Source organism: Desertivirga xinjiangensis (assembly GCF_024436435.1).
In the GTDB taxonomy this organism is placed as follows: Bacteria; Bacteroidota; Bacteroidia; order Sphingobacteriales; family Sphingobacteriaceae; genus Desertivirga; species Desertivirga xinjiangensis.
On record NZ_JAFMZP010000001.1, the window covers coordinates 668,543 to 681,751 of the forward strand.

Sequence of the window (13,209 nt, forward strand, 5' to 3'; positions counted from 1 at the left end):
CTTCTTTCATCTAAATAGCTTTACAACTGCCTCTTGTACTTCATCGACAATACTCCAATCCTTTTCGATATAAATATCTGTTACCTTAGTCCCTTCATCTACATGATTTAAAGCCAAAGCAACATCATCTTTACTTTTTCTACACTTGTTTCTCGCAAGCGTTGCAAAAGTATGTCTAGCCCAGTAAAAAGTTACTTCTTCAATTTCAAGTAGTTTTTGTAGTTTCCTCATGCCATAACTCAAAGCTGTAGACAAGCCCGTGTGGGTAGAATAACGTTCTGAAAGTATACCGACATATTTCGCTACTAACGGCTTAGCTTCATCGACTATTTTTAAGCTTATAAAAGCTTGATCTTTTCTCTTACTCTTAGTCTTTGCTCTTTTATATTCTAGTCTGTCATTTACAATATTTGATCTTGTCAGGTAGTAAAAGTCAACGGAGTTAGTTCCGCACATATATAGTGACAGCATAAAGAGGTCCTTGGCTAGTTCAACTCGCCCATCAACCATTTCTGGCTTAAAGTTTTTAATTTTTAAAACTTCTGAAATTGTAAGGTTACGTTTCTTAGTCTCTGGTCTTGGTTTAATCTTGTATTTTTTAAATGGATAGTTTGGTACTCTTATAATTCCAAGATCTTCATCATTATAATAATTTCTTGCCGCATTGAATAAAAGTCTTAAATCTCTCATGTGGTTGTGCAAACCAGCATCCGAAAGGGGAGGGCTGTTGATGATATAGGACTTACGGCCTGGAATATTGCGAGTAAGGCTACGCTCGGTGCGTAAGTACTTCTCGTAATTCTCTAGCATTTTAGAGGTAATGTTAATTATTGGAACACTATCGTTTTTGAAAAAATCAATTAGACTAAATACAACAGCTCTAATGTTTCCTGCACTACCCGGTTTTCCTTCTTTTATTAATCTTCCGTAAAAAGCCCTCCCAAATTCTATGATGTCTATTTCTTCAGTCCTAGCTGTAAGGTGTTTAACAAGTGCATCGCAGTCAAAAGAATAAAGCCTATCATTGAGTTCGCTTATCTTTTTTCTATAGGCGTTTATTGTCTTATCCAAACTCAAAAGGATTACACTATCCTTAATTGATAAATCCTTCTTTAGCTGTTTATCCGTTACATGATGGTTAGTATCAAGGTATCTTGACATCCTATTATGAGTGATACGGATTTTGACATTATACGTTCCGTCTGTTTTTTTGTGATGTTTAAGGATTGTTGCTTTTATAGTGGTTGACATTTTAAAACGGTTAGGGTGAAATATTTTAGGAAAACTTGTGTGAACGACCAATAAAGTTTGCTAGGCACTCCTAGTTGATAATTTCAGAAGTTCAACTACCGCTTCCTGAACTTCATCAACAATCTTCCAGTCTTTTTCAATATAGATGTCTGTGGTTTTTCTACCTTCATCAACATGGTTTAATGCTAATGCAATATCATCTTTAGATTTTCTACATTTATTTCTGGCAATGGTTGCAAAGGAATGTCTCGCCCAGTAAAAGGTCACTTCAGAGATATTAAGCTGCTCTTGGAGCTTACGCATGCCAAAGCCAAGAGCTGTAGCAAGACCTGAGGCAGTAGAATATCGACTGGAAAGTTTACCTAAATACTTACTTAGTATAGGCTCTGCTTCTGCAATTACTTTAATGCTTATAAAAGCTCCGTCTTTTCTTTTGCCTTTAGTTTTTGATCGATTATACTCTAAACGTCCGTTATTTAGATCACTTTCGTTTAAATAATAAAGATCCACCGAGTTTATTCCACACAGGTAGAAGGATAACACAAATAAATCTCTTGCCAATGTTACCCGAGAATCTTTATCTTCTGTATTATGATCGCGAATTTTGAGAATAGCATCAATATCTAAATTCCTTTTTCTGGTTTCAGCGGGAGGTTTAATTTTGTATTTTTTGAATGGGTAGTGAGCTACTTTTATGATCCCTAAATCCTCGTCATTAAACCGATCTCTTATCACATTGAATAGCAAACGCAAGTCTCGCATGTGATTATGCAATCCGGCATCAGATAGGCCTTTACTTTGAATTTTAAACTCCTTCTTGTTCTGGTGCTTTCTGATCAGCTCTCTATCTGACCGGAGAAATCTTTCGTAGTTCTCCAGCATTTTTGCAGTTATTTCCGTAATGCTAATTTTGTCTCTTCCAAAATAATCTTCGAGGCTATTTACTACTTTTCCAATGTTAGCTGCGCTTCCAGTTCTGCCACTTTTCTTTAGTTCGTCTATGTAGCTCCTGCCAAAGCTTATTATATCAATTTTCTCATCTGCTGTTTTCAGAAATTCCACAAGGGATTTACAATCGAAATAATCTAGCCTGTCCTCTATTTCACTGATTTTTCTTCTGTAGCCATTAATGATCTTGTCTAAGTTCATTAATAGGATGTTATCTTTTATGGACAAATCTTTTTTTAACTGCTTATCAGTGACATAGTGGTTGGTATTCAGATAGCGACTTACTCTTTGATGGGTAATTCTTATTTTTACATTATAAGTTCCATCACCTTTTTTGTGATGCCCTAAGACGACAGCTTTAATGGTAGTTGACATAGGTAGGATTTGTAAAACATTTGTAAAACAATAACGATAAATTTAGCAAAAAAGTTTGAAAAAGAAGTAAAGCTAAAAGATTACAAGGAAAGCTTTAATGTGCTTTTTTGATAGGAATGTCCGCTATTTTCTGATTTCACCGAGAATTTAGAAATCGAGAAAACGGAATAGAATGTGAGTTTCCGGTACCATCGATAGGGGTTCGAATCCCTTCGGGAGCACTTTTCGTTTCTATCCACCATCAATCACCTGGCTGTTTAAAATTCTTTTGATGCGGTTTTGTAGCATCTTAGAGCGTGTTCACGTAATTAGGGATATTAGGTTTTTATGAAAAAACTAAAGATACTCGGGGCCTTGTTGTGCGTTCTGATAGCAAGTTGCCAAAAAGAAGATTCAGAGTCTGCTCATCCTCAGTCACGCGTCAGGGAAAGTAAGTTTTATTATTTTGATGGAACTTATTATCGCCAGTATTATTACTATGATGCAAGTGGGCAATTAGTCCGTGATGAAGACAGAAGGGATGATGGCGCTTTAATGTCATCCAGGCAGTACCAATATGAAGCTAATCATTTAAGTAGTGTCAGCCTGCACTCAGCTCATGCCAGAGTTGCTGAAACAAAATATATCTACGAGGGCGATAAACTCCGTCGCCAGGAATATTTCGAAATAAAGGAAACAGGGGCCGAAAAAGTCTTTGAACAAGTCTACGATTACAACGAAGAGGTGCTGAACAAAATTACCGTCAATTATTTTAATCACGTGCCGTCTTACTATGTTATTGTTGAATATAAGGGCAATAATATCAGCCGGCAAAAAACCTTTAGAATACCTGAGAATACGCTCAAGGAAGATGCAGTTTTTAAATACGACAATAAAATCAATCCATTCTATAACCTGATGCCTACTTTAGGGAATGCCAGGTATAATTCCGTTAACAATCTGATCAAGGTCAAAACCACCAGATATCCCGAAGACACAGTTCAGGAAGTTAATATTCGATACGAGTATCAGAATAATCTTCCTGTTAAACAGTTTAATGCACTAAGTGACGGTACGAAGCTTCACGAGCAAACCTACAGTTACGAAAGATTTTAAAATAAAAAAGCTATCCGAGGATAGCTTTTTTATTTTAAAATCTTTTATTACTCATTTAGCCAATACTTTCGTTACCAGTTCCGCAGCCTCTTTAAGAAGGATAGCAGAATAAACCTGTAAGCCCGACTCATCGATAAGCTTTTTAGCTTCTTCAGCATTTGTTCCCTGTAAACGCACAATAATTGGAACACGAACGTTTCCTAATTCTTTGTAGGCATCAATAACACCTTGAGCAACACGGTCGCAACGAACGATACCACCGAAGATATTGATCAATATTGCTTTAACGTTTGGATCAGAGAGAATGATGTTAAAAGCAGCTTTTACAGTTTGTGCATTAGCTGTTCCACCTACGTCAAGGAAGTTGGCAGGTTCACCACCAGCAATTTTAATGATATCCATCGTTGCCATAGCCAAACCAGCACCATTTACCATGCAACCCACGTTTCCATCAAGTTTTACATAGTTAAGGTTTGATTTGCTTGCTTCAACTTCAGTTGGATCTTCTTCAGTTTCATCACGTAACGCAGCATAATCTGCATGACGGAACAAACCGTTATCATCAAGATTAACTTTTGCATCAACAGCCAGGATCTTATTATCAGATGTTTTTAACACCGGGTTAATCTCAAACATAGAAGAGTCAGTAGCTTCATAAGCCTTGTAAAGAGCAGCAATGAACTTGGTCATGTCTTTAAAAGCTTCTCCGCTAAGTCCAAGATTAAAAGCGATCTTACGCGCCTGGAAGCCTTGTAAGCCAACCTTAGGATCTACTTCTTCTTTGAAGATAAGATGCGGAGTATGTTCTGCAACTTCTTCAATATCCATTCCGCCCTCGGTAGAATACATGACGATGTTACGGCCTTTAGCCCGGTCAAGAAGTACGCTTACGTAAAACTCTTTTGTTTCACTTTCGCCAGGGTAATAAACGTCCTGCGCAATAAGTACCTTGTTCACTTTTTTGCCTTCAGGACCTGTTTGAGGAGTTATCAGCTGCATGCCAATGATTTGCTCTGATTTTTCTTTAACCTCATCCAGGTTTTTGGCAAGTTTTACGCCGCCGCCTTTACCACGTCCACCAGCATGAATTTGTGCTTTAACCACAACCCAGTCTGAATTGTATTCTTCTTTTAGCTTTTTAGCAGCCTCTACAGCTTGTTCGGGTGTATCGGCAACAATGCCTTCCTGAACCCTAACGCCGAAGCTTTTTAATATCGCTTTACCTTGATACTCGTGAATATTCATTGTTTTGAAAGTTTCGAAGCGTAAAACTAAGGTTTTGCTTTAACTTTCGAAAAGTTTATGCAAGTTTTAGGCGTTTAATTCTATGCTTATTCATTATTTCTGCAGATCGGAAGATAGATCGCCATTATTTTTACAAAGGATTGAGATTTAAAATATTATTCGCTTGTAACCTTTTGATGTAAAAAACTATCTTCGCTGTATGCTTCAGGCTAATGCAATCAGGAAATCTTACGGGAAGTTACAGATATTAAAAGGGGTTGACTTTGCCGTTCACAAAGGCGAGATAGTGACTATACTTGGAGCATCAGGGGCTGGGAAGAGCACCTTGCTACACATCATAGGTTCTCTGGACAAACCTGACAGTGGCCAGGTGATATTGAATGGAGTCAATATCTCCAGGCTGTCTGCTAAAAAGCTGAGTGCGTTTCGCAACCAGCACATCGGCTTCATCTTCCAGTTTCATCATTTGCTGCCCGAGTTCACTTCTCTGGAAAACGTTTGTATACCTGCCTATATCGCTAAAAAAAGTAAGAAAGAAGCAGAAAGCCGGGCAAGAGAATTGCTTGAGATGTTGGGTCTTCTTCACAGGGCCGATCATAAACCCAGTGAACTCTCAGGAGGGGAGCAGCAACGGGTAGCTGTGGCCAGGGCCCTTATCAATAGCCCTGCTATTATTTTAGCTGATGAACCATCCGGAAATCTTGATTCCGAAAATGCAGCGAGTTTACATAAGCTTTTTACTGAGCTCAGGGGTAAGTTCTCGCAAACCTTTATAATTGTTACTCATAATGAAGACCTGGCTGAAATGGCGGACCGGAAAGTAATTATGAAGGATGGACAGATAATCAACGAACCACTTTGAATGTATTAATAACAGGTGCTTCCGGTGCACAAGCATATAAACTGGAGAAAGAAATTTCGGAGACCCACAATATAATATTTGCCGATTCCGTTGACTTACCTGCTGTAATGCTGAAAAGCAGGAAGTTTATTAAGATACCGGAGGTCTCATCTGCCTCTTTTTCCCATCAGCTTTTGACAACCTGTCTCGATTTAGACATTCGGCGGGTGTTTCCGCTGCGTAAATTAGAGATCAGGGCTTTGGCCGAAGCCAGACAATTGTTTGATGAATACGGAATAAGGGTTATGGTTCCGGCACAGGAAGACCTGGATCAATATTTCGGAACTTATAAAACTGGCACTGTAGTCATTAAAGATACTGAGCAACGGGGTGCTCAAGACCAGACGAGCCCCACTGATAGGGGAGCATTTTTATTTAATACAGGTGCAGAACCTGAATTTCAAATACTAACTGTTGACTAATGCTAACTTATACTGAGATAGATCCGGCAAAAAAAGCTTTTGTTTTTGAACTGGACAACGTGATGTTCCCTGAAAAAGATTACCAGTTACAGGTCTATTATCTTTTTGCCAGTTTTTTGGAGTATATAGAAACCTTCCCTGCAGCTTCAGACTTGACTGCTTTTTTTAAAAAGGCATATGAAAATCATGGACCAGAACTGATCTTTGAAAAAGCCAGGGAGGTATTTGGTTTCGACGAGAAGTATCGTGAAAACTTTGACCGCCTGCATGTTGAGGCAAGGCTTCCTTTAAAATTGCTATTATATAAAGAGGTTTTAACGCTTTTACAGGACATAGTAGTAGATAGAAAAGAGATCTTTATTGTTACTGAAGGCCACCCTTTGCAGCAGCTTAATAAGATAAAACAGATTGAATGGAATGGTCTTGAGAAATACCTTAGGGTATATTTTACGGAGGAAATTGCACAGAAACCGGCCCCGGATGCTTTAGAGCATATTATGGAGCAGCATAACCTTAAAGCCGAAGATGTTGTTGTATTCGGCGCTTCCACAACAGACCTCGATTTTGCTATGAATGCAGGTGTCGATTTTGTTAAGGTGCAGAATACGTAACTTGCAGGCAGTGTGTAATATTGTAACGTTTTTTCTTTTCAAATCCACTTATCACATTTTCTGCCGTTATTGTGATAAGCCTTATATTTATGGTCTGTTTATTGCATTACTGTGATCCCTATTCTGTAAGTACGGGTAACATACAATTAATAATTAACGTATTATAAAGATGAAAAGTGAATCATCATTCTCTAAAGTAATACATCTGCTGGTACTGACCGGTTTTTTGTGCACTCTTAGCGTATCATGTAAAAAAGACAATGATAAGGATACTAACACTGATGGTGTAGAAACTCCAGTCGACATTGCTCCCACAACCGGATCTCGAAATGACATGATTAAAGATTCTGTTTTTTTGTATGCAAGACAGATCTATCTTTGGTGGAGGGAAATACCAGATTATAATTCTTTTAAACCTCGCAGATTTACCGGTTCTTCACCGATCGATGCGCTTGACGAAGAACTTTATGCAATAACAAGGTACGGTATCAATCCTGCAAATAATAAACCTTACGAATTCAGACCCGCGTCTAACGGATCTGATACGGGGATTCCTAAATATTCTTATTTTACTGACGCGGACGATCAGAACCCTTCAGCTCCATTATCTTTGGCTAAAAAGAGTGCTGTAGACCTTGAAGGGAATGGCTTGGATTTTGGTATAAGAGCGGATGCCTATGGCGAGGCTACAAATTACAAGTTGTATATAGAAGCTGTTTATCCAGGGTCGGACGCGGCTAAGAAGGGCTTGAAAAGGGGCGACTACATTTCCAAAATAAATGGGACTGAAATAGGAACGAATTATAACAGCCAATATAATCTTATCTGGAGCTCTCTGGAATCATCTTCATCGGTGTCTCTTACAGTGCAAAAGGGTGATGGATCGGGTGAGGTTAACCTACCACCCATAAACAGAACGTCTTATGCAAGCAGCCCTGTTTTGAAAGAGGCAATCTTGAATGGCGTTGGCTCTCAAAGGATCGGTTATATGGCCTATGCCAGATTTTCTAATTTAACGAATTCTTTGCCTGAGTTCACAAGGGTCTTCAATACATTTGCTAGCCAGGGCGTAACCGACCTCATTATTGATCTAAGATATAATGGAGGCGGTTATGTTTCCACTGCTGAATATCTGATCAATTTTATAGCACCATCGAGCCTGAATGGGAAAGTGATGTATGCAGAACATTTTAACGAGTTGATGCAGGCGGGCAAAGCAACCATCTTATCCAGGAAGCTTATCCTGGATGCGTTTGGGAAATCACAGGATTCGAACAACGATGGAAAACTTGATACTTATGCCGATGTTTCCTATGATATCGCTTCAAATACACGCCACTTTTCAAAAAAGGGTTCACTAAATAATATATCGAGAGTTGTCTTCATTGTATCTGGTAGTACTGCTTCGGCCAGTGAGCTTGTGATTAATAGTTTGGAACCTTATCTTGATGTGAAGATCGTTGGTGAAACCACTTATGGAAAGCCGGTAGGCTTTTTCCCCATACGGTTCGATAATTACGATATGTACTTAAGTATGTTTGAATCACGTAATGCGAGGAATGAAGGGGGCTATTTTCTAGGGATTACACCTGATACCGGAAATTCAACGGCCGACAATGACAATCCGGCTTATGATTTCGGTGACATTCGGGAAGCTTCTTTAAAAGCTGCTTACAGCTATCTCACACAGGGCAGCTTGCTGGCGTCAACTAAGTCTTCAACCAACGTTTCAAGTAATGGGGTCAAAGCTCTGGAACTCCCAGGAAAGTTAAATAAAGCAGATAAAGAATTTAAGGGCATGATAGAGGACAGGATAATTGTCCGCCGGTAGTGACGCGCTCTCCGGAACTATTGAGAGATCAATTTTTCCCTGAAGGTGTTTTGAAGACTGAGCCCGGCATCTATTTTTAGAACTACCTCCTGTATAATTGCTGCACAATTTAAGAAACGGCTTGTGTCTATTCGCTCGAAGTCGTCGGTATTGCTGTGATAGTCTGAATGATCTTCCACACCGAAGTAAATGAATGGGATGCCTTTTTCGAGGAAAGCATAATGATCACTCTGCTTTGTCCAATCGTTCTTCCCTAGCTTAGGATCATCATGACCCGCTATCAGCGAGATCGTTTTGTTAGTGCTTGTCAGATACTTTTTCAGGTTAGGATAATGGTAGGCGCCAGCAGCGTATAACTTTCCATTGTCGGCCCGGCTCACCATATCCATGTTGATATTTAAAATGACCTTATTAAGTGAGAGTGGGGGATGAGCAACAAAATATCTTGCTCCTAGGAAGCCGGCTTCTTCCCCGTCGAAAGCGGCAAAAATTAAGGTCTGCTGAGGCTTATGTGCGGCAAAGTATTTGGCCAGAGAAAGTAGTACAGCAACACCAGATGCGTTATCATCTGCACCGTTATATATTTTACCGTCTATTATTCCTATATGATCGAAATGTGCAGAGATCACGATCACCTCATTTTTTTTCTTTCCCTCTATATACCCGAGCACATTGGTTCCCTGAGCTTTGAGGTTGCTGAATTTATGCCGATAAGAGTTATTAAAAGATTTTAAACCAATTTCTGCAAAACGCTCAGAAATATAACTGGCTGCCATTTGACTTCCGGCACTGCCCATTTTCCTTCCCTGATATTTATCCGAGGATAGCTCCTTTAAATCAGCTATTAACTGATCAGGCTTGCCCGCCTTTTTTGGCTGGCAGCTCGCAGAAATAGCAAGCAAAAAAAACGGGATGATCAGGCAGCGTCTCATAATTGTGATGATTTAAAGCTTATCACCTACAAATAATACTTATAACTAGCTAAGCTACTTCCCGCAAATCCACTGCCACAACTCTCGAAACACCCTGTTCTACCATGGTCACACCATAAATAATATCGGTGCTCGCGATAGTACGTTTGTTATGTGAGACAATAATGAATTGCGACTCATTTGAGAACTTGCGAATGATGTTATTGAATTTATCAATGTTGGTATCGTCTAGCGGTGCGTCTACCTCGTCAAAGATACAGAACGGTGCAGGTTTTAACAGGTATAAGGAGAAAAGCAGGGCCGTAGCTGTTAATGTTTTCTCGCCTCCCGACAGCTGATTAATGGACAGCGGCCTTTTGCCTTTTGGCCGTGCAATAATGTCGATATCGGATTCAAGCGGATTCTCAGGATTGTCGAGGATCAGGTCGCAGCTATCTTCATCGTTAAATAAGGAACGGAACACCCGGATAAAGTTTTCACGTACGTGCAGAAAAGCTTCCATAAATTTGCCTTTTGCATTGTCGTCGATTTCTTTAATAGTTTCAAGCAGAGATGCTTTAGCCTCCTGCAGGTCTTTTTTCTGGTTCTGAATGAAGGTATAACGCTCATTCATTTCCCGGTAAGCCTCCATTGCGGTTGAGTTGATGGCTCCAAAATCGTCCAATTGGCGCTTCAGGCGCTCTGTTTTTTCTTTAAGATCTTCTTCATTCTCATTTTCCGGAATTTCGGTGTCAAGCAGATCGTTGATGTCGATAGAGAATTCAATAGACAGCCGTTCCTTTAATGCGTTGAGGTCAAGTCTCAGACTGGTTTTTTTATCCTTTATTTCGTTCGATATAAAATCAGACTGCTCCTTATTCTTACGTAATACCGAAATCTTGTTTTCAGTTTCAGCAATTAAAGCTCTGGAGGCATAGTACTCCTGTTCTAATTCGCGAACCCCATTTTCAAACGCTTCTTTTTGAGCATACATCTCTATCAGCCCTTCGTCATTATGATCTACATGCTGCAAGGTATCAGCTATTTCGCCTTTTGCTTTTTCCAGATCAGCACTATTAATGGTTATGCGGCCGTCAAGATTACGCTGCTGGCTTTCCCGATAATCGAGGTCTTTTTCAATACCCGATACTTTATTTTGCTGCTGATGCAGGCGGATGTTCTCCTGGTTAAAGGCCGTTGACTTTTCAGTAACCAGCTCAGACAATTCATGATAGGCTTGCTGTTTATCCACAAGCTCATCACTCATCGATTGTTTCTGAGACTTTAGCTCGCTAAGTCTTGGTTCAAGCTGTGCCAGGTCGGTATTTATAGACTGAATTTTATTTTCAATGTCTGATTTGCGGTTCTGGCTGTTTTTAATGAAGGCAATATACTGTTCCTGGCGGGTTTTTAGTGAGATAAGCTCATTGTTGAGCCTGTTCCAGTCTTGTTGAAGAAGCTGGATGTCTTGTTTCTTTGAAGACGCTTTTAGCTCTGTTATCTTTTGTCCCTCCTGATCCATGCCTTTTTTAAGAGCAGTGATCTTATTTTCGAGACCTTTGATCTCTTTGGCAAGGTTTTCCAGGTTTTTAGCCCGCCCGATACGTTTTCCCTCGAATAATCCAACAGATCCACCCGCCATACTGATACGACTTTTAGTAAATTTGCCGGTACCGCTAAGGACGACGATGTTATTGTCGGGCATTGCACTACTAAGTGCTTCCTCGTCGCCCGATTTCAAAACATACACGTTGTGCAGAAGTTGTCTGCAAAGTCGGCTGTAACGCTCTTCAACATCAATGATGCTTAGTGCCGGGATCAGATTCTCATTGACAATATCCGGACGTGATGATTCTGCTGTATTCTTGAGAGTATCGAGAATAAAGAAGTTGGACCGGCCTTTCGAGGAGTCGCTTAGCAAACGGATCGCCTGTACCGCCTCATGCTGCGTTTCCACTACATAGTGGTTCATAACCGGCTCAAGGTAATTTTCAATGGCAATGCGATATTCTTCCTTGCAAAAAAGAACATCAGAGAAGAGTGGTGCCTGCTTAGCCCAGCCAGTGTTCTTTTTCAGAAAGCGGATGGATTCCGGAAAGCCTTCCAAATTATCGACCATCGATTTGGTGAGATTATACTCATTTTGCTTTGCATCTAGTTTACGGCTTTCAACCGATAATTCATCCCTGTATTTAGCCAGCAGCTCTTCTGTTGCAGCAAGACTCTTACCGATCTCTTCTTCGGATTTAATAATATCTTCAAGCTGCTGACGTTTAGCCAGCGCTTTACCTTCTACTTCTGCTATAGCTATATTAAATTCGTTCAGTTCCGTCTCCTTCGATTCTGTATCTGCGATATTCCGGCTGCTTTCCTGAACCAGGGCTTCTCTTTGAATATTTAATACAGCAATATCTTTTTCAACTTTGTATAACCGGTTCTGAACTTCACCATTTTGTTTAACAAAACTATCCAGGCCAGCTTTCGCCGACTGCTGTTGAAGCCGCAATTCGTCAAGCTCCTCTTTTTTATCGTTCAAACTGTTTTTGACAGTTTCTAAATGTTCGGATTCCTGCAGATGTTCTTCGTTTAAGCGTTTGATGTTATAAAGAACATGATTTAGTTGATTCTTATCCTTCTCGAGCTCCTCGCTTAACCGCTTTTCCTTATCCTGTAAAAAACGAAGCTGTTCATTTTTGATCTTTTTTTCGCTTTCATAGGCCCTGATCTTCGAAATATATTCATTGGCCGCTTTCTGCTGTGCCGAAAGGTTTTTCTCCTTGGTAATGTTTTCGGTTTTGTACAGTTGCAGTGCAGCTTCAAGCTTATCGATTTCGGTGCTTATACCTGTTTTTGAAGCATTATGCTGCTGTTCCTGTTCTTCAAGGGTTTCAAGCGCATCTCTGAAGCTGATTATTTTGAAGGAAGCCAGAATAACGCTTAATGCCTTATATTGCTCTCTGAGTTTGTAATAACGCTCCGCCTTTTTAGCCTGGTTTTCAAGTGTTTTCAGGTTTTTTTCTATCTCAAAAAGAAGATCTTCAACACGACTAAGATCGGTTTCGGTATCTTTTAACCGATGCAGTGTTTGTTTCTTTCGCAGTTTGTACTTCGAAATTCCTGATGCCTCCTCGAATAAAGCTCTGCGTGAACCTTCTTTATTGGCAATGATCTCGTCGATCATCTTCAATTCTATGATCGAGTATGAATCAGGTCCTATGCCCGTATCAAGAAAGAGGTCTGTGATGTCTTTTAAGCGGCATTGAACATCATTTAAGCGATATTCGCTTTCGCCGCTTCTGTATAACTTTCGTGTGATGGTGACTTGGGAAAAGTCAGTAGGAAGTATGTTCCTGGTATTATCGAAAGTGAGCGAAACTTCCGCCAGCTGTGACGGCTTCCGGGCTTTTGTTCCGTTGAAAATGATGTTTTCCATCTTCTCCGAACGCAGCATTCGCGTACTTTGCTCTCCTAAAACCCAGCGGATAGCATCTACCACGTTTGATTTTCCGCACCCGTTTGGTCCAACAATAGCGGTTACTCCCTCATTAAAATTTATTGTAATCTTATCTCCAAAGCTTTTAAAGCCCTTAATTTCCAGCCGGTTTAATTGCATCTTCTC

General features: G+C 40.0%; 10 protein-coding genes. 5 read left to right on the forward strand and 5 right to left on the reverse strand.

Features of this window, described 5'->3' with window-relative positions:
- Positions 1-6: 6 nt before the first annotated feature.
- Both J3P37_RS02765 and J3P37_RS02770 read right to left on the reverse strand, forming a co-directional pair.
- Positions 7-1,251 (reverse strand): phage integrase SAM-like domain-containing protein, encoded by a 1,245-nt coding sequence (locus J3P37_RS02765; protein WP_256009467.1) that lies wholly within the window; start codon positions 1,249-1,251, stop codon positions 7-9.
- Positions 1,252-1,311: 60 nt separating this feature from the next.
- Positions 1,312-2,574 (reverse strand): phage integrase SAM-like domain-containing protein, encoded by a 1,263-nt coding sequence (locus J3P37_RS02770; RefSeq protein WP_256009468.1) that lies wholly within the window; start codon positions 2,572-2,574, stop codon positions 1,312-1,314.
- A 327-nt stretch (positions 2,575-2,901) separates the two neighbouring features.
- Here J3P37_RS02770 and J3P37_RS02775 point away from each other — a divergent pair, with 327 nt between their 5' ends.
- On the forward strand, positions 2,902-3,669 hold the full coding sequence (locus J3P37_RS02775) for a hypothetical protein (protein ID WP_256009469.1): 768 nt from the start codon (positions 2,902-2,904) through the stop codon (positions 3,667-3,669).
- A 51-nt stretch (positions 3,670-3,720) separates the two neighbouring features.
- Here the strand turns inward: J3P37_RS02775 and sucC are convergent, their stop codons facing one another.
- Positions 3,721-4,914 carry an ADP-forming succinate--CoA ligase subunit beta gene (gene sucC, locus J3P37_RS02780; protein WP_256009470.1) on the reverse strand — a complete coding sequence of 398 codons (1,194 nt, stop codon included), beginning with the start codon at positions 4,912-4,914 and terminating at the stop codon, positions 3,721-3,723.
- 199 nt (positions 4,915-5,113) lie between these two features.
- Between sucC and J3P37_RS02785 the strand changes: the two genes are divergently transcribed.
- The 4 genes from J3P37_RS02785 to J3P37_RS02800 all read left to right on the forward strand — a co-directional run bounded on the left by J3P37_RS02785 (position 5,114) and on the right by J3P37_RS02800 (position 8,679).
- Positions 5,114-5,776: an ABC transporter ATP-binding protein gene (locus J3P37_RS02785; RefSeq protein WP_256009471.1), complete on the forward strand. Its 663-nt coding sequence runs from the start codon at positions 5,114-5,116 to the stop codon at positions 5,774-5,776.
- The gene (locus J3P37_RS02790; protein ID WP_256009472.1) at positions 5,773-6,237 is read left to right on the forward strand and encodes an ATP-grasp domain-containing protein; all 465 of its coding nucleotides are present in this window, start codon (positions 5,773-5,775) and stop codon (positions 6,235-6,237) included. Before J3P37_RS02785 ends, J3P37_RS02790 begins: the two co-directional genes overlap by 4 nt.
- Positions 6,237-6,848 carry an HAD family hydrolase gene (locus tag J3P37_RS02795; RefSeq protein ID WP_256009473.1) on the forward strand — a complete coding sequence of 204 codons (612 nt, stop codon included), beginning with the start codon at positions 6,237-6,239 and terminating at the stop codon, positions 6,846-6,848. Before J3P37_RS02790 ends, J3P37_RS02795 begins: the two co-directional genes overlap by 1 nt.
- A gap of 169 nt (positions 6,849-7,017) precedes the next feature.
- The gene (locus tag J3P37_RS02800) at positions 7,018-8,679 is read left to right on the forward strand and encodes a S41 family peptidase (protein ID WP_256009474.1); all 1,662 of its coding nucleotides are present in this window, start codon (positions 7,018-7,020) and stop codon (positions 8,677-8,679) included.
- A 17-nt stretch (positions 8,680-8,696) separates the two neighbouring features.
- On the opposite strand, the gene J3P37_RS02805 is transcribed toward J3P37_RS02800, so the two are convergent.
- A complete protein-coding gene (locus J3P37_RS02805; RefSeq protein WP_256009475.1) occupies positions 8,697-9,611 on the reverse strand; it encodes a M28 family peptidase in 915 nt (304 codons plus the stop codon).
- A gap of 49 nt (positions 9,612-9,660) precedes the next feature.
- Positions 9,661-13,203: a chromosome segregation protein SMC gene (gene smc, locus J3P37_RS02810; protein ID WP_256009476.1), complete on the reverse strand. Its 3,543-nt coding sequence runs from the start codon at positions 13,201-13,203 to the stop codon at positions 9,661-9,663.
- Between the last annotated feature and the right edge of the window lie 6 nt (positions 13,204-13,209).

Coding starts and splice junctions, on each gene's coding strand:
- J3P37_RS02765 (WP_256009467.1), bottom strand. CDS start 1,251: ATGTCAACCACTATAAAAGCAACAATCCTTAAACATCACAAAAAAACA.
- J3P37_RS02770 (WP_256009468.1), bottom strand. CDS start 2,574: ATGTCAACTACCATTAAAGCTGTCGTCTTAGGGCATCACAAAAAAGGT.
- J3P37_RS02775 (WP_256009469.1), top strand. CDS start 2,902: ATGAAAAAACTAAAGATACTCGGGGCCTTGTTGTGCGTTCTGATAGCA.
- sucC (WP_256009470.1), bottom strand. CDS start 4,914: ATGAATATTCACGAGTATCAAGGTAAAGCGATATTAAAAAGCTTCGGC.
- J3P37_RS02785 (WP_256009471.1), top strand. CDS start 5,114: ATGCTTCAGGCTAATGCAATCAGGAAATCTTACGGGAAGTTACAGATA.
- J3P37_RS02795 (WP_256009473.1), top strand. CDS start 6,237: ATGCTAACTTATACTGAGATAGATCCGGCAAAAAAAGCTTTTGTTTTT.
- J3P37_RS02800 (WP_256009474.1), top strand. CDS start 7,018: ATGAAAAGTGAATCATCATTCTCTAAAGTAATACATCTGCTGGTACTG.
- J3P37_RS02805 (WP_256009475.1), bottom strand. CDS start 9,611: ATGAGACGCTGCCTGATCATCCCGTTTTTTTTGCTTGCTATTTCTGCG.
- smc (WP_256009476.1), bottom strand. CDS start 13,203: ATGCAATTAAACCGGCTGGAAATTAAGGGCTTTAAAAGCTTTGGAGAT.